Annotated in this window: 15 protein-coding genes and 1 other RNA gene; 13 read left to right on the forward strand and 3 right to left on the reverse strand. The window is 62.5% G+C overall.

Features of this window, described 5'->3' with window-relative positions:
* Nucleotides 1-11: 11 nt before the first annotated feature.
* A complete protein-coding gene (locus D3250_RS04360) occupies nucleotides 12-3,800 on the reverse strand; it encodes an FtsK/SpoIIIE domain-containing protein (RefSeq protein ID WP_119902084.1) in 3,789 nt (1,262 codons plus the stop codon).
* Between the two features lie 241 nt (nucleotides 3,801-4,041).
* Here D3250_RS04360 and D3250_RS04365 point away from each other — a divergent pair, with 241 nt between their 5' ends.
* From D3250_RS04365 to D3250_RS04425, 13 genes are all read left to right on the forward strand, one after another.
* Entirely contained in the window at nucleotides 4,042-5,238 is a 1,197-nt protein-coding gene (locus tag D3250_RS04365) for a TadA family conjugal transfer-associated ATPase (protein WP_119902085.1), read from the forward strand.
* Nucleotides 5,235-6,116 (forward strand): type II secretion system F family protein, encoded by an 882-nt coding sequence (locus tag D3250_RS04370; protein WP_225973126.1) that lies wholly within the window; start codon nucleotides 5,235-5,237, stop codon nucleotides 6,114-6,116. The genes D3250_RS04365 and D3250_RS04370 overlap by 4 nt, the downstream gene beginning before the upstream one ends.
* Before the next feature lie 5 nt (nucleotides 6,117-6,121).
* Nucleotides 6,122-7,051, forward strand: coding sequence for a type II secretion system F family protein (locus D3250_RS04375; protein ID WP_158583069.1), 930 nt, complete (start codon nucleotides 6,122-6,124; stop codon nucleotides 7,049-7,051).
* Nucleotides 7,052-7,071: 20 nt separating this feature from the next.
* Nucleotides 7,072-7,260 (forward strand): hypothetical protein, encoded by a 189-nt coding sequence (locus D3250_RS04380; protein WP_119902087.1) that lies wholly within the window; start codon nucleotides 7,072-7,074, stop codon nucleotides 7,258-7,260.
* Nucleotides 7,257-7,646, forward strand: coding sequence for a TadE/TadG family type IV pilus assembly protein (locus tag D3250_RS04385; RefSeq protein WP_225973127.1), 390 nt, complete (start codon nucleotides 7,257-7,259; stop codon nucleotides 7,644-7,646). Before D3250_RS04380 ends, D3250_RS04385 begins: the two co-directional genes overlap by 4 nt.
* A gap of 49 nt (nucleotides 7,647-7,695) precedes the next feature.
* Nucleotides 7,696-8,055, forward strand: a complete 360-nt coding sequence (locus D3250_RS04390; protein ID WP_119902088.1) for a hypothetical protein — start codon at nucleotides 7,696-7,698, stop codon at nucleotides 8,053-8,055.
* Nucleotides 8,052-8,495 carry a hypothetical protein gene (locus D3250_RS04395; RefSeq protein WP_119902089.1) on the forward strand — a complete coding sequence of 148 codons (444 nt, stop codon included), beginning with the start codon at nucleotides 8,052-8,054 and terminating at the stop codon, nucleotides 8,493-8,495. The genes D3250_RS04390 and D3250_RS04395 overlap by 4 nt, the downstream gene beginning before the upstream one ends.
* A 57-nt stretch (nucleotides 8,496-8,552) precedes the next feature.
* Complete coding sequence (locus D3250_RS04400) at nucleotides 8,553-9,881, forward strand: HNH endonuclease signature motif containing protein (RefSeq protein WP_147383478.1); 1,329 nt, start codon at nucleotides 8,553-8,555, stop codon at nucleotides 9,879-9,881.
* A gap of 127 nt (nucleotides 9,882-10,008) precedes the next feature.
* Nucleotides 10,009-11,121 carry a peptide chain release factor 2 gene (gene prfB, locus D3250_RS04405; RefSeq protein WP_119902091.1) on the forward strand — a complete coding sequence of 371 codons (1,113 nt, stop codon included), beginning with the start codon at nucleotides 10,009-10,011 and terminating at the stop codon, nucleotides 11,119-11,121.
* Nucleotides 11,122-11,142: 21 nt separating this feature from the next.
* The gene (gene ftsE / locus D3250_RS04410) at nucleotides 11,143-12,300 is read left to right on the forward strand and encodes a cell division ATP-binding protein FtsE (RefSeq protein ID WP_119902092.1); all 1,158 of its coding nucleotides are present in this window, start codon (nucleotides 11,143-11,145) and stop codon (nucleotides 12,298-12,300) included.
* Nucleotides 12,297-13,214 carry a permease-like cell division protein FtsX gene (ftsX, locus tag D3250_RS04415; RefSeq protein ID WP_119902093.1) on the forward strand — a complete coding sequence of 306 codons (918 nt, stop codon included), beginning with the start codon at nucleotides 12,297-12,299 and terminating at the stop codon, nucleotides 13,212-13,214. Before ftsE ends, ftsX begins: the two co-directional genes overlap by 4 nt.
* A gap of 50 nt (nucleotides 13,215-13,264) precedes the next feature.
* Nucleotides 13,265-13,768, forward strand: coding sequence for an SsrA-binding protein SmpB (smpB, locus tag D3250_RS04420; RefSeq protein ID WP_119902094.1), 504 nt, complete (start codon nucleotides 13,265-13,267; stop codon nucleotides 13,766-13,768).
* A gap of 67 nt (nucleotides 13,769-13,835) precedes the next feature.
* Nucleotides 13,836-15,410 (forward strand): DNA-3-methyladenine glycosylase 2 family protein, encoded by a 1,575-nt coding sequence (locus tag D3250_RS04425; protein WP_119902095.1) that lies wholly within the window; start codon nucleotides 13,836-13,838, stop codon nucleotides 15,408-15,410.
* Here D3250_RS04425 and D3250_RS04430 read toward each other — a convergent pair.
* Both D3250_RS04430 and ssrA read right to left on the reverse strand, forming a co-directional pair.
* Nucleotides 15,376-15,867, reverse strand: a complete 492-nt coding sequence (locus tag D3250_RS04430) for a methylated-DNA--[protein]-cysteine S-methyltransferase (RefSeq protein WP_119902096.1) — start codon at nucleotides 15,865-15,867, stop codon at nucleotides 15,376-15,378. The genes D3250_RS04425 and D3250_RS04430 overlap by 35 nt on opposite strands.
* Nucleotides 15,868-15,972: 105 nt before the next feature.
* Nucleotides 15,973-16,348: a transfer-messenger RNA gene (ssrA, locus tag D3250_RS04435) on the reverse strand.
* Nucleotides 16,349-16,356 lie beyond the last annotated feature (8 nt).

Raw genomic sequence — 16,356 nt, forward strand, 5'->3', positions numbered from 1 at the left:
TGTGAAATGTCTCAGGCATCAGGAAGCGCCCATTGGACCATCACTGCCCCCTCGGGTCTGAGATGCACAGCCCGACCGGGGATGGGGCGCGGCAGCAGGGGGATGATTGCAGCGAAGATATCTGCCTGGTTTCGGCTGGTGGGGGACAAGATGACGTTTGAGCCTTCGGTGCGCGCAGCATGGGCCCACGGCAGCTGGGTGAAAAGGGCCGACGACGCCGCGGCCGTGGCCACGACAGGCACGCCGGCCGTGACTGCCTGCTGGATATAGCTGTGCTGCTGCGCGGTGCACCGGGGAGCATCGTCGACGAGAAGTGCCGAGGGTGGGTTTGCGGGTGCAGTGCCGCCTGGTCCTAGCAGGTGGCTGTCCTCCAGCTGTCGGTGCAGCATCCGCAGGCACGTTGACTTGCCTGACCCTGCCGGACCCAGAATGAGGTTCACCGGACCCAGCTGGAGTTGCGCGGGAACGCCGGTGAACTGTTGAATCCCCACCACGGGTTGTGAGTTTGTCTCCTGGAGGCTCGCCGACGGTTCGGGCAACGCCGCTGCCGGTAGGTGCTCGGGCAGCGGTCTGACTTGCAACCTTGGGCCGTTCTCTTCTGCGGTGGCCGCCAAGAGGCTGGGTTGCTCTGTGACCACCTGCACAGAGAGCCCGGGTGGAGGAACGTGTGGTGTGAGCAGTACTCCGCGGCCGGGGACTGGGTCAGTGGTTCGCAGTTTGGGCCACAGGTATCGGGCTTCGTCCGAGGTGCCCAGCGGAAGGTAGATCCGGGTGGGAACACGGGAGAGGAGCTTACCCATCGCCAGTTCTCGTCCGCCGCAGAGGACCACCGATATGCCAACCTGGGGTCCTTCTGAGGCCAGTGTGCCCAGCAGGTGGTCCAAGCTTTGCAGTCCGGTGTGTGCAGCCGCGTTCCACTGGGAGTATCCGGTCACGATCACCACCAGCGCCCGTAACCGTTCGGCGGTCAGGTGGCCCCCACCGACACGGCGACGGGTCAGCTCATCGGAGAGTGCGCTGAGCAAATAATCGACTTCCGCAATGTTCTCCTCGGTGAGCCAACTGCCCACTCGTGAGTGGTCCTTCATTCCCGCCAGTGATCGGTCTCCGTCAAGCAGGTACACGTCCGGCTGGAGCGGAGACGCAATCAGCTGTGCCGTCAGCCCGGCGGCGGCAGCAGCAGCGCCCGAGCCGACCTCCCCGAGAACAGCCAGAGACATCGGCTCGGCAGGGTTCAACACGAGGTCCTCCTGACGCTGCCCCGCAGGGTCGTCTAGGCGTGCCACAAGAGGGCACGTGGCGTCGTCGTCCAGCCGGTCCCGCGGACCGAGAGTCTTTGGCAGTGTTGGCAGGAGCGGGGTGTGGGTGCGGTGCGCCGACTCCTTGGAGGCAGCTTCTTGGACAGTGGCAACCACCTCGCTGAAGCTCGCCAGGGTCACGGACTCTCCGGGGTGGGCCTCCGGTCTCAGGTGAAGCGGTCGGTGACCGGATAATTGGGCGCTTTGGAACACTGTGGGCACTGCACCTGGTGTCCGCAGTGCCGCCCTTCCGGGTACGGTCGGCGGGATGGCGGCAGCCAGGGGGCTGCCGAGAACATCGCGTGACTCGTCCTCACTCCGCACTCTGAGGCAGATGCTGGAGCCGATATTGGCCCGGATATCGGCAGTGACCACACCCTGGGGACGTTGGGTGGAGAGCACGAGGTGGAGCCCCAGGGACCGGCCCAGTGTGGCTAAACGCATCAGCTCGTCCAGCTGATCAGGCAGCTCGTGTGAGAAAATTCGAAACTCGTCGATGACGACGAGAATTCGCGACAGTTGCCGGTCAGGGCGGAGCTGGCGGTACTCGCTATAATCCCCGGCGCCAACCTCCAGGAAAAGACGCTCTCGGCGCACCAGCTCACTTCTGATACCTTCCAAGGTTCGTTCGGCTGCCTCCTGCGACAGGTCAGTCACCAATCCGAGAGCGTGTTCGAGCTGACCGATCCGGTGGAACGCCGCCCCGCCCTTGAAGTCGATGAGCACCAGCCCCAACTCGCAGGGCGCATACCGAGCGCACAGTGAGACCAGCAGGGTCTTGAGCAGCTCAGACTTTCCCGAGCCGGTAGTGCCGGCGATCAGGATGTGCGGTCCATCACCGACCAGGTCAAGGTTGATATTTCCATCTGCGTTCCGGCCTAGAACGGCTGTCAATGTGTCGGCGGCGGTCTCGGTGAACATTTGCTGGGGAAGGGGGTACGTGCAGGTGGCGGGAAGCTCTGCAGCAGTCGCGGTTCTTCCCATGTGGGGGAGTGTCAGTCGCAGCTGCTCGTTCAGCGTCTGCGCCGACAAGCCGTCGAGCCTCAACTGCTCTGCGCGCACGTCTGATGAGCCTGCGCCCACCTGCCGTTTCACGGTCTGACTCCGCAAGTCCACCGACCAACCGGTGGTACCGGGTTGTCCTGGGCCGACGGTGAGCACGTGCCACGAGGCGACCAATGCTCGGTGTGCGCACGCGTCCACACGGGGGTCAGTGATGATCACAATTCGGGGTTGCTCTGCTGGTGCGGAATCGGACTCCAACAGCTGCCGGAACGCCGCCGCTGAGAGTTGTGAGACGCGCGATAGATCCCGCACTTCCGTCACGGTGGGTCCTCCGATGAGGACGACCTGTGCCTGGGGCGGGCAAAGTGTAAGTTGGATCAGGATCCAGCGGATGAGTCGTTGAGCTTCCCGATCGGCGCCGTCTATAGTGGTTTGTTCACCAGCGGCGAGGGTGATGCCTACCGCTGCCTGAACCCGTGTGTCCGTATCAACCGGGGCCGAGGCTGAGTCACAGTCCACCTCCGCGGTAACCTGTCCTGTGCCCAACCGCACTGCTGGCGTTCCAGATTCGGCGGATCCTGCGTGCACGGGCTCGGATGTCTCCGCTCGCAGGTCCCTCATCAACTCACCAGGAGAGCACAGCGCACCGAAGGTACGGGAAGCCCAGGTCTGGGCTGCGCGCACTACCTCCCCTCGGTACTGCCGCATTTTTCTTCTGCCATCCCAGAATATGGCTGAGGCAATCAGCGCGCTGGCTCCGCTGAAGAGTAGGAAGAACCACATACCAGTGAAGGCCACCAGCACCACACCGGCGACCAGCGGAACAAGGGCAAAGGCGAGCATCATCTTATGCTTTCCCTCAGGCGGGCTGCCTGCCACAGCCTGCGGAATCGGGGGCCAAAGCTGGGGGATTCGTGGCGCAGGCGGTTCCACGGCGATTCTGCAGGTGGTGGATCCGAGCTTGAAAGCAGCTTCGGTGGTCAGGCGAGCCGCGACGTCGTCGTTGGATCCCTTGGCTCGGTGAAGCGTTATGGCACGCGTTCCCACCTGGAGCACGGCTTCTTGGCGTGACATGGCAGGATCTGCTAACCGGATGTCGGCTCGACCTCGCCCGATTGTTTTTCTGCCGCGATGCACCGGCACGAGTCGACCGGCATCGGGACCCGAGTCCACGCACAGCTTCAGCTGGGGCGCGCGCAGCCTTCTCAACGTCATGGTCGGAGGAGATGCCAGGATCACCATACCCGGGTGAAGCAGATCGGAACCGACGTTGAGGGTGTGAACCTCGTGTCCAGAAGTGCTCAGCCGGACGGTCGGAGCCTGAAGCATCTTTCGCAGAGCTTGGTCAAGACTGGCGCCTGAGACGGCGTCTGCCGAAGCGTCGACGACGAAGCGCAGTTCATGATCGTAGGCGCCTGGGGCCTGCCGACGGACGGCCGACCAATGCTGGTAACTCAGAGCTCCGGGAGCATGCACCACCGTGAGGCTGAAGCTCATGCGCACTCCCTCCACGACTTTTGGTAGATATAAGATTTGTTTGATAACTCTACATATCGCTTTGGTCCACTAGATGCCTTGTGGGGTCACCTGTGGATAGCATGCCCGGAGGGTTGACTTATCCACAGGAGGTGAACAGGGGCTTTTAGAAACCTGGACACATGGTTAGGGTAGGGACCGCTACATCCGTTCAGCAGCGTTGCACCGTGAGAAACTGACCGGGTTACGTGGAGGCAGAGCCGTGGACGCAGTGTCCATTGTTGAAGATGAGGTTCGGGAGTCGATTCGGACACAGGGAATCGACCCAAGTGATGACCCCACCAGCACCAAGCGACTGGTGGACGCCGCCGTGGCGGACTATGACAAGCGCTCCATGGTCGCCGCTCTGCCGATGCTTGGGGAACCTCGTGCTGCTGCTGCCCAGATTTTTCACTCGGTGGCCGGATTAGGGGAACTTCAACCTCTCCTGGATGATCCGGAGGTGGAGGAGATCTGGTGGAACCAGCCAGAGCAGGTCTTCGTGAGTCGCTCTGGACGGTCGGAGCTGACTTCTGTGACCCTGACCGAGAACCGCGTCAAGGATCTGGTCGAACGAATGCTGAAATCCTCTGGTCGCCGACTCGACTATTCCACGCCCTTCGTGGACGCCGCGCTCACGGACGGTTCGCGACTCCATGTAGCCATTCCGGATGTTACAAGGGAGGCCTGGGCGGTGAACATCCGAAAATTCATTGCCAGGACCAATTCGCTCGACGATATGGTCCATATGGGATCGCTGACCGCAGGTGCCGCCCAGTTTCTCTCAACGTGTGTGGCGGGGGGACTAAATCTACTGATTTCTGGTGCTACGGGCGCGGGAAAAACAACCATGCTCAACGCGCTCACCTCCGCGATCGGGCCTCGGGAGCGGGTAGTGACGGTGGAGGAAGTTTTCGAGTTGCAGGTGCCCCTCCGTGACACGGTGGGACTCCAATGCCGCCAAGCAAACCTGGAGGGTCATGGAGAGATTCCGCTGCGTCGGCTGGTCAAAGAAGCTCTGCGGATGCGCCCTGATCGGCTTATTGTGGGGGAGGTTCGTGAAGCGGAGAGCCTCGACATGCTCATCGCAATGAACAGTGGCCTCCCGGGCATGAGCACTGTCCACGCAAACTCGGCCCACGATGCGCTGACCAAGCTCTGCACGCTCCCGCTCCTGGCGGGAGAGAACATCACCGCGGACTTCATTCTGCCTACTGTTGCCTCATGCCTCGACCTGGTTGTTCATTGTGTTCGTACACCGCAGGGGCAACGGTACGTCTCTGAAATTCTCGCCGTGGGCGGCCGAGTGGAATCAGGCACTATTGAGACGACCGCGCTCTTCCTCCACGACGGGCAAGTCCTGCAGCGGCGTAGGGAAGCGGTATTTGAGCACCAAAGACTTCCTGGGGGCTCCTTGTGACGGCCCCGCATGTTCCGCAGGCCGTGGCTCTGGGGCTGCTGTTCGGCCTCGGGCTCTTGTTCCTCCTCAGCTCGACCACCCCGCGTCGGAACTCCGCGGAGGCTTCGACGAAAAGCCGCACGGATCGGATTCGTCGGTTCCTCGATGAAGCTGGTCATCATCGTCTGTCAATTTCGGCAGTGTGCATGAGCAGCGTCGGCTGTGCAGGTCTCACATTCATCCTGATTGTGTTGATCACTGGCGCTCTCCCGGTGGGCGTATGCATGGGCGTGTTTGCGGCTCTCGTTCCCTGGGGAATCTTGCGCTGGCAGCTGAGCCGTCGGAGAAAACAGCTGGCCGAGGTGTGGCCTGATGTGGTGGACCATCTCAGATCAGCAGTGCGCTCCGGCCTCGCGCTTCCTGAGGGCCTGACCGAACTGGGAACCACGGGTCCGGAACCGCTGCGCGAACCTTTCACAGAGTTCGGGGCAGATTGGCGAGCTGGCGTTCCCATGGGGCAGGCATTGGAACGCCTCAAAGTCAGGCTCGCTGACCCGGTCGGCGATCGGATCGTGCTGGCCCTGCGGACAACTCGTGAACTCGGCGGAACGGACTTAGGAAGGCTGCTGGATACCTTGGCTGATGTGTTGCGGGAGAATGCGCGGACTCGCAGTGAGCTTGAGGCTCGGCAAAGCTGGACAGTCAACGGTGCCAAGCTGGCTGTCGCCGCTCCTTGGATCGTTGTACTTCTCCTGTCCGCTCGGCCCGAGGCCGCAGAGGCATATCACAGTGTGACGGGTATGGCCGTGCTCAGCTCGGGGCTCATCGTGTCACTGGTCTGCTACCACCTCATGCTTCGAATTGGTGCCCTCCCAGCCGAAGAGCGGGTCCTGATATGACGGGGATGAGCTTGTGGTCAGCGGTGGCGGGCTTCACTCTCGGCATCGGCGTACTCATACTCGTTGCGGGCCTTCCTGTGATGAATCAGCCACGCCTCGTTGAGCGAGTGGCGCCCCATGTGAGGTCGGTGGTTCCCTCGGCTTCCTCCAAAGCTCGGAGCGGAACGTCAATCTCTGCAGCCGGCAGGCTCTTGACACCTGCGGCGCATCGTTTGGCGCAGCTATTGCGGCGTGTTGGCCTTGCGCCCAGTTCGGAACTGCTGAGCAGACGCCTCCGGTACGCAAATCTGCCGTGGACTCCGGCAGAGTACAGGGTGCAGCAGTTGGGGTATGCGGCAGCAGGAGCAGCTGTGGGGGCCCTGATTGCTGTCTTATCCATGGCCGTCGGAAGGTTCCAACCGATTGCTGCCATTTTCGTCGTGGTCGCTGCGGCCGGTCTAGGTATGGCCGCTAGAGATGCCGTGCTCAGCAGTCGCATCAGAGCTCGACGTCGCCGGATGATCGCAGAGTTTCCCACGGTTGCCGAGCTCCTGGCCCTATCCGTCAGCGCGGGCGAATCCGCACCGGGAGCTTTTCAACGCATCAGCACAAGTTGCCGCGGCGAACTCGCTGAGGAGCTGACTGAACTCATGCGCCGGACCCGGTCAGGTACACCGTTTGTCTCTGCGCTGCGCGCCCTCTGTGCGGAGATTGAAGTACCTGCCATTGCTAGGTTTCTCCACGGTGTCGTCGTCGCCGTGGAAAGAGGCACCCCGCTTGCCGAGGTGATGCGAGCCCAGGCTGCCGATGTCAGGGACCACTCCAAACGTGAACTGATGGAGGCAGCTGGGCGCAAGGAGGTGGCCATGCTGGCCCCAGTGGTATTCGGGGTCCTCCCGCTCACCATCGTCTTCGCCGCATTTCCTGGACTTTCTCTACTACAGATCGGAATCTGACCCCAATGAATGGAGCAAGCATGCATCGCGTCATCGAGAACCTTCGCCGCCTCGTCTCCGCAGTTCACCAGGGGGAGCGGGGTGATGTACCAGGTTGGGTGATGATCACGCTGATGTCTGCCGTGCTTGTTGCGGGATTGCTCGTCCTTGCGCAGGACGCGTTCAGGGGACTGTTTGAACAGGCCATCAGCCAGGTGACGCAGTCGTGATCCTCGCTGCGGTGCGGTCCAATGAACGAGGGTCAGCCACCGCAGAGTTCAGCATGGTCGCCGCCTTATTGGCACTGTTGTTCATCGCGATCCTGCAGGTCGCGGGAATGATCCATATACGCAACTCCCTCACTGACGCAGCCTCTACCGGAGCACGTTTCGGGGCACTAGATGACCGTTCGGCAGAAGACGGGGCTGCGCGTGCTGAAGAGCTGATCCGCGGGACCCTCGCTGACCGCTACGCCCAGGAGGTCAATTATGAGTACATCGACGTGCCCGAGGGCAGGACGCTGCGCATCACTGTGGGCGCACGCGTGCCGGTGCTGGTCGTCGGCCCCGGGGTCGGAGAGCTCGAAGTCACGGGTTCCGCCTACGAATTCGAATAATAAGAGCGACGACGGCTCTGCGATCGTTGAGTTCCTGGCCCTAGCGGTCATGCTGCTGGTTCCCACCATTTGGTTCCTGATTGGCGTCGCTCAGATTCAGGCGGCAACATACGCCGCCATCGGGGCGGCCGATCAAGCGGTCAAGATGTACACCTACTCCGAGGCACCCCCGGAAGTGCGAGCTCAGCGCAGCGAGACCGCAGTCTACTCCGCGCTCGCAGATTTCGGCATTGGGCCTGAGCAGAGCACCATAAGCAGGTACTGCAGTGCGGACTGTGAGCAGCCGGGGTCCATGGTCAGATACGAGATAAATATCCGTGTGCCGATCCCGCTGATTCCTGAGTTCGGCGGTTGGGAGCAGTCGCTTGTTTCGGTCTCGGCATCCTCGACAGGGGTGCAGGGTGAATGAGACCGGATGAAGTCACGGTTCACAGTCCCAGCGACGAAGCTGGTCAGACCACCGTGCTGATCCTCGGGATGATGTCCACATTGCTGATGTTTGCGGCCGTGATTCTTGGCGCGACCATGGTCAACGGGGAGGCCCGCCAACTGCTCTCTGAGGCTGACGGAGCTGTTTCCGCTGCGGCCGTAGCCGCCCAACCAGTCCCGGGTGCCCCTCAGATCACCGAACAGCAGGTACGAACCGCTGCTGAGCAACATCTGGCCGGGGCAGGTGCGCATGAACGGCATGCAGGTCTTGCTGTGATCGATGCTGGGACCTCACCCGGCGGGCAGACGATCTACCTGCACCTCCGGGCTGAAGCCCAGCTGCCAGGCCTGCGCTGGGTGCTGCCCTCTGGAGTGGAGGTGACCGCCGAATCGCATGCCAGAATCGCTATCAACCGTTGAATGTCAGGTGCTCGCCGGGTCGGAGCGGTGTGGGTGGTGGCACATAAAATTGGGGGTATGGAACCTCAGTTGGAGACCCTCCCACCGGTGCCGGGTCCTGCTCAGCATCTGGCGGGGGTGCCGGAGCTTAGCGCCGCGTGGGAGCACCAGGTGGCCGCTCGGCGTGCTGAGTCTGCGAAGGTCACGCATCTGCTGGCCTACCGGGACCGGTGCGCGGCCCGGGTCGTCGGAGAACCAGCGGTGGTGCGGGCGGAGGCCGATAAGGCGGCCATCCGAGATGCCGCGACCATGGTAGGGCTCAGCGAACGTCTCACCACCACCGTGCTGAATCTCGCCGGGTTCGCCCGACAGACCCTGCCCTGTATGTGGGGTGCTTTCACTGAAGGTCTGGTGGATTTGCCCCGGGTGCGCAAAGTCGCGGAGGCCGCCGTGCCAGAGCTTAACCAACAGGCCATGCGTGAACTGGATGTCCGGGCCGCGGAAGAGGCAGCCCTCCGCAGGACGGGGGACTTTCACCGGTGGCTGACCCGGTTCACCGCCGAGCTGGACCCCGAGGCTTACGCCACCACCTGCGAACGGGCAGTCCAGGACCGGTACGTCCGGTTTCAAAACAATCCCAACGGGATGAGCTACCTAGAGGCGTACCTTCCTACCCTGGAGGCTGCCGCGATTCAGAAACGCCTCCGCGCCGCCGCCCGAGGTCTGGATTCACCACCAGCCCACGACCCCTACGCCACACAACACACAGTCGACGCCGCCGCCCACCCCGACACCGGCGATAACCCCGCTGCCGGTGATGGGCGGACTTTGCCGCAGCGGGAGGCTGATCTGCTGGCTGCCTGGTTGCGTGATGGGCGGGTCTACACTGCACCAGTGGAGGCGAAGATCATGGTCATGGTCCCAGAAGCGACACTGACTGGGGAGTCTGAGGAGCCCGGGGTGGCTGCGGACCGGTCCTGGCGGGTCTCTGCGGGCCAAGTCCGGGCCCTGGCCCGGGATCCACAGGCTGAGCATCAGTGGTACCAGGGCAGGGTTCGTCGGAACCGGAAGGAAGCAGACTTTGACCTGCTCTCCGCCCGGTATGTGGGCCGTTACCCGCCGCAGAGGCTGCGGGATGCGTTGATCTTCCGCGACGGGGCCTGCCAAGCACCGGGGTGCACCCTCGCTGCTGAACGTTGCGATATCGACCACCAACAGCCCTGGCACACCGGGGGCGAAACCACCGCAGAGAACCTCTGGGCGCTGTGCCGGCGCCACCACCGTATGAAATCCCACGGCCACCTCAGCCCACCTAGGCGGCACATCCCAGCAAAGTCCCCACCTCGCTCTGGCATGATAATGGCCAGCATGAACTGGCCGCCGACCCCCATCACGGTCGTGCACTGATTGTTCCGATTGCGCGCTGGTCGCGTGTACATTCGGGAGCTGGGCGAGCCGCTGCCCCTTCGTTCCCCTCGGCACGCCAGAGTGCTTGGTCCCTCCAACCTGGCGAGCCCGGTACTGTAGATACGTTATGGCAGAAACAGACTTTCCCGCCGAGCTCGCCGAACTGCGCGACACCCTGCGGCGCATTACCGACGTCATCGACGTCGACGCCCTCGCTGCCGAGGTTTCAGACCTCGAGCAGGAGGCCGCCGACCCCAACCTCTGGGACAACCAAGAGAACGCCCAAAAGGTGAACTCTCAGCTCAGCCACAAGCAGGCCCAGCTCAATCGGGTCCGCTCGCTGGATGGACGCATCGAAGACGCCGAAGTGATGGCCGAAATGGCTGCCGAGGAGAACGACGCCGAGACGGCCGCAGAGGCCACTGCCGAACTTGTTGCCATCCGCAAGGCCTTGGCTTCCCTGGAGATCGTCACCCTGATGTCCGGCGAGTACGACGAATACGACGCAGTAGTCACCATCAGGTCCGGAGCCGGGGGAGTGGATGCCGCGGACTTCGCTGAGATGTTGCTGCGCATGTACACTCGCTGGGCCGAGCGCCGCGACTGGAACGTCAAAATCCTCGACACGTCCTATGCGGAAGAGGCCGGCATTAAGTCCGCCACTTTCGAGGTTCAAGCGCCGTACGCCTTCGGCACCCTCTCCGTGGAGGCCGGCACTCACCGGCTGGTCCGCATCTCACCGTTTGACAACCAAGGCCGGCGACAAACGGGTTTCGCCGCAGTGGAAGTCATTCCTCTGCTTGAAGGCACCGAGTCAATCGACATCGACGAGAATGACCTGAAGATCGATGTTTTCCGGTCCTCTGGTCCCGGTGGGCAGTCCGTCAACACCACCGACTCCGCCGTGCGCATCACCCACCTACCCTCCGGCATCGTCGTCTCAATGCAGAATGAGAAGTCACAGATCCAGAACCGGGCTGCCGCGCTGCGCGTCTTGGAGTCACGACTTCTGCTCCTAAAGAAGGAAGAGGAGAAGGCGCAGGAGAACGAAATGAAGGGAGACGTCAAGGCGAGCTGGGGAGACCAAATGCGCTCCTATGTGCTCCACCCCTTCCAAATGGTCAAAGACCTGCGGACCGGTCACGAGGTCGGCAATGCCCAAGCGGTCTTCGACGGCGACCTCGACGGGTTCGTCGAAGCAGGCATCCGTTGGCGCGCCCAGGGCTCCTCCAGCAACTGACTCCGCAAGGCTGACTTCCCCATGATCCGCTTCGAACACGTCACACGCACTTACCGCTCCGGCGGCAGACCAGCCCTCGACGACGTCTCTGTTGAGTTCAACCGCGGCGATTTCGTTTTTCTGATTGGGGCCTCCGGCTCGGGTAAGTCCACGCTGCTGCGCATGATCCTTCGCGAGGGTCTGCCTCAGAAGGGCAAGGTCACGGTTGCCGGACAGAACCTGGTGCTGATGCTGGAGCGTCGGGTGCCGCACTACCGCCGCAGCATCGGCATGGTGTTCCAGGACTTCAGGCTGCTGCCGGACAAGACTGTGTACGAAAACGTGGCATTCGCCATGCGCGTCATCGGCGCCCCTCGAGGGCACATCAAGAAACAGGTGATCAAGACGCTGGAACGGGTCCAGCTGGACCACTTGGCTCGCCGTTATCCCCACGAAATCTCCGGCGGTGAACAGCAGCGCGCCGCCATCGCCAGGGCCATCGTCAACGAGCCGGCCATAGTTCTGGCCGATGAACCTACCGGCAACTTGGACCCTCGGGCCTCTGAAGAGGTGATGAAGATTCTGCGTTGGATCAATACCTCCGGAACCACCGTGGTGATGGCTACCCACGACCGGGCGATCGTCGACCAGACACAGCGCCGCGTGGTGCAGCTGCACAAAGGAAAGTTGGTTCGCGACGAGGCACGAGGATTCTACGATCCACCGGAGGGCAGCCCTGCCTGGGATATTCTCTCCGACGAACTGGAGCAGAGCGCACTCCAGGCCTCAGATCCAATGCCCATGCTGGCGCAGTCGCTGCCCGTCGGACCAGAAGAACCGGGCCGCGATCCGGAAGACGATTCAGACGCAGACGAACCTCCGGGATTCAGGGTCCGCGAATATCAGGTCACCTTTCCGGAGGATGACCCGCAGCACGACGACGCCGAAACAGAAGAACCAGCAGCTGAGGTGGACGTCGCAGCACTTCCCGAGTTCGATGATGACGAGGACACCTCCTCCTTGGCCCCGCGGGACCAACCCGGAGCACTGCCTTCCCCCGCGGACACCCCATCCGACGAACCCAGCATGCCGCGACCGCGAGCCTCCACTGCTGAGGCCACCTACGCTGACACCCAACACACCGCAGATCAGCTCAGGGCCTCTAAGCCCCGCGGGGTCTTCGGCAGGAGGAAGCGATGAACCAGCTGATGTACCAGCTGGGGGAGACCTTCAGCTCTTTGCGCAAGAACGTGGCCATGGTGTCCTCCGTGGTGCTGGTGACGTTCATCTCCCTGACTTTTGTCGGCACCGCTGCGCTGATGCAGCTTCAAATCAACCAGATGACCGAGGACTTCTATGACAGGTTGGAGATCTCTGTTTTTCTGTGCACCGAATCCTCGGCTGAAACAGTCTGCCCCACGGGAGCGGTCACGGACTCCCAGCGTGATTCGATCGAAGAGATGCTCGATACCGGGGCCGCGAATCAATACGTCGAGTCCTACCGGTACGAGAGCCAGGAGGACGCGCTTGAGAATTTCCTCGCTGATCGGGAAGACAGCGTTCGGGCATCAACTGTGACCGCTGAGGACATGACTGAGTCCTTCAGGCTGCTCCTTGTGGATCCGCAAGACTTCGGAATCGTCAATGAACTGTTCGCCGGGGTCCCCGGGGTGGAGAACGTCGCGGACCAGCAAGCGGTTCTGGATCAGATCTTCGGCATCCTCAACGGTCTTACGGTCGTGGCCCTGATCATCGCCGGGGTCATGATTCTGTGCACTGTACTGTTGGTCGCCACGACGATCCGACTCTCTGCGTTCAGCCGGCGTCGGGAGACCTCCATTATGCGGATGGTGGGGGCGTCGAAGTCGATGATTCGCACGCCTTTCATTTTTGAGGGCATCATCGCAGCCCTGGTGGGGTCGCTGCTGGCCTGCGCAGCCACGTGGGTTGTCGCAGAGTTCCTGATCGGCCAGTGGCTCGCTCAGCAGGTGACGGGCATCGTCTTCATCGGGGCGGCTGAATCGTGGATCATCATGCCTGGCCTGGTGCTGGCTGCCGTGCTGCTTGCCGGATTGGCCTCCTGGGTGACGGTCAGGAAGAACCTGCGGGTATAGTTGAAGGCTCACTTTGTCGGCCACTGCCACAAGACAGAAGGAGGTGCGCTGTGGCGAAGGAGAAGAAACCTGAGGCTAGAGACCCCAAGAACAACACGGTTGCCCGTAATCGGCGTGCCTACCACGACTTCACCATTCTTGATACCTATGAGGCGGGAATCGTACTGACCGGCACCGAGGTGAAGTCCCTCCGCGAGGGACAAGCTTCGCTAGTAGACGGCTTCGCTGCTTTCGACAGCCGCCACGAGCTGTGGCTGGAACAGGTGCACATCCCCGAGTACCTCAACGGGACGTGGACCAACCACCCCACGCGGCGCAAGCGCAAACTCCTGCTCCACGCCAAGGAGCTCATCAAGATCTCCCGGCAGATTCAAGACCCGGGGCTGACCATCGTTCCGCTGAGCCTGTACTTCAAGGACGGACGGGCCAAGGTGGAGATCGGGATCGCCAAAGGTAAGCGCGAGTTCGATAAGCGGCACACACTTCGCGAAAAGCAGGACAACCGGGAGGCTCAGCGAGCCATGCGCGTCAGAAACCGTTACGCCGCATCCTAGCTCCCGCGCCAAGAGCAATGGCCGAATTCCGCTAGACATGCGCGGTCGGCCGGTGTGAACTGTCCCCATGGATGTGCAGAAAAACGCCGCTGAACGTTACCGTGCCGTGCAGTCCAGGGATCGGCGCTTCGACGGACAGTTCTTCACAGCGGTGAAGACCACCGGAATATACTGCCGGCCGTCCTGCCCAGCCGTCACCCCAAAGTCCTCCAACGTTGAGTTCTTCTCCACCTCAGCTGCGGCACATGAAGCTGGTTTCAGGGCCTGCAAACGATGTCTCCCCGAGGCATCCCCGGGAAGCCCCGCATGGAACCTACGTCAAGACTTGGCTGGCCGGGCCATGCGGCTGATCCGTATGGGCGCGCTCAATGACGGAGACTTGGACGCCCTAAGCAGCCAACTGGGCTACAGCCCTCGGCATATTCACCGAACTCTGGTCGCTGAACTGGGAGCCGGCCCAGCCGCTTTGGCTCGAGCCCACCGCGCGCAGGTCGCCCGGAATCTGCTGGTCAGCTCACACCTCAGGCTGGCCGACGTCGCCTTCTCCGCCGGGTTCGGCTCGGTTCGGCAGTTCAACGACACCATGCGCCAGATCTACGCTGTCACGCCCACCGAGATCCGCACGAAGGCGGACCGTTCCGCCTGGTCAGTCGAGACTGACCCATCGACGCTGCAGCTGCAACTGAGCCTTCCGGTCCGGCAGCCCTTTGACGCGCCCGGCGTCTTCCAATTCTTGGCCGAACGGATTCTGCCAGGGGTGGAAGCAGCACAGCTGGAGGATCGGCGGCTCCGCTACAGTCGAACCTTGTGGCTGCCCCACGGGCCGGGAGCGGTGGAGGTCACCGCGACTCCAGACGTTAACTATGAATGGCAGTTGTCCATGAGGTGTGAGGTCACATCCTTAGCTGACGTCGGCATAGTGCTGGCGAGAGTGCGCAGGCTGTTTGACTTGGATGCCGACCCGAATGCGGTGGACGCTGCGCTGAGTGTGGACCCAGTGCTGCGGCCGTTGGTCGCCGAGGTGCCCGGCACCCGGCTGGTGGGGACCGCAGAGGCTGAAGAGTACGTGATCCGGGCTGTAGTGGGTCAGCAGATCTCGGTGAAGGCGGCACGCACACACCTAAGCCGGCTCGTGGAACGGATCGGCAGCCCGGTGGAGTCGTCATTTGAGGGGCTGAGCACGCTCTTTCCCACGCCCGCGCAGATAATCTACTCCGTCCCCGAGCCGCCGCTAGAAGGGCCCTTGGATCCGGACCGTCCACTCAGGCTGGCCCGTCGTTCGATCCGCACCGTCAGGGCCGCGTCCCAGGCTCTGGAGGAAGGAACACTGAGGCTCCATCCTGGAGTTCATCCGGATCAGCTGCGCACTGAGCTGGTGTCTCTTCCGGGGATCGGTCAGTGGACCGCCGCCTACTTGGCGCTGCGGGTGCTGGGACAGCCCGACGACTGGATGACAGGCGACGTCGCACTCATCGCCGGGGCGCGCCGACTGGGGCTGCTAAAGTCGGGGCTTTCTCCTGCAGCAGCCCACCGGCAGTTGGAGAGGCGCGCCCAACAGTGGTCTCCTTGGCGGTCCTATGCCGCGATGCACTTATGGAGAGCCGCCGCTAACGGCGCTCCCGGTCCAACAGACTCCGCTTGATGTCCACCCCGTACCGAAATCCGCCGAGCGTGCCATCGGTGCGCAGCACGCGATGGCAGGGCACAAAAAGTGCTGCAGCGTTTTTTGCGCAGGCACCGGCCGCGGCGCGCACAGCCGCAGGACTCCCGGAACGCTGGGCGAACTCGGCGTAGCTCACCGGTGTTCCGGGTTCCACCAGACGCAGGGTCTCCCAGGCGTGCTCTCTGTAGGGTCCGGACCGTTGCTGGACCGGCACCGTGCTGGGTGCGTCAACGTCACCGGCGTAGTATGCGCGCACGGCCTGCTCTGCCTGGCGCGCCACACGATCCGTGGCCGGGGATTGGAGGCGGGCTCTCAGCTGCGGGTGAATGAGCTCGCCCAGAGCCGCGGCGTCGGACGTCCACCCGGATGCCAGCACAGATCGGTCATCGGCAATGATGGTGAATGGGCCATCCGGGGTGTCGATAGTCGTGTGCATAGTTCCATTTTCTCGAGCTGCGGGGACTCGCGTCTAGCAGAAACCGGACCTGGGCCTGCTGTGCGGACACAAAAATGCCCGAGCAGGCGAACCCGCTCGGGCAATCTGTGGAGACGGCGGGAATTGAACCCGCGTCCGACCTGGATTTTCGTGGACTTCTACGTGTGTAGTCCGCTGAGCGTGTTACTCGGTCCCAGGTGTCTCACGGACAAGCACCTGACGGACCCAGCCGCATTTAGTGTCGAGAACTCTCCTTGCGGCGAGAAGAGCACTCCATTGGCCATCTAGCTGATGCCAGTCACTGAGCCGATGGCAAACTCAGGCTGACAGACTCGCGTCGCTGCTATCAGGCAGCGAGGGCGAAGTCAGTGCGCTTAGATTCGGCACTTATTGGGTTGCGCAAGGGGTATTTACGTGGTCACTTGGCGTCCACGACACGCTTCTCCACGATCACCTCAGATCGTCGAAACCGATCGTCCCCGTATGGAG

The organism is Nesterenkonia natronophila (assembly GCF_003595215.1).
GTDB classification, from domain to species: domain Bacteria; phylum Actinomycetota; class Actinomycetes; order Actinomycetales; family Micrococcaceae; genus Nesterenkonia; species Nesterenkonia natronophila.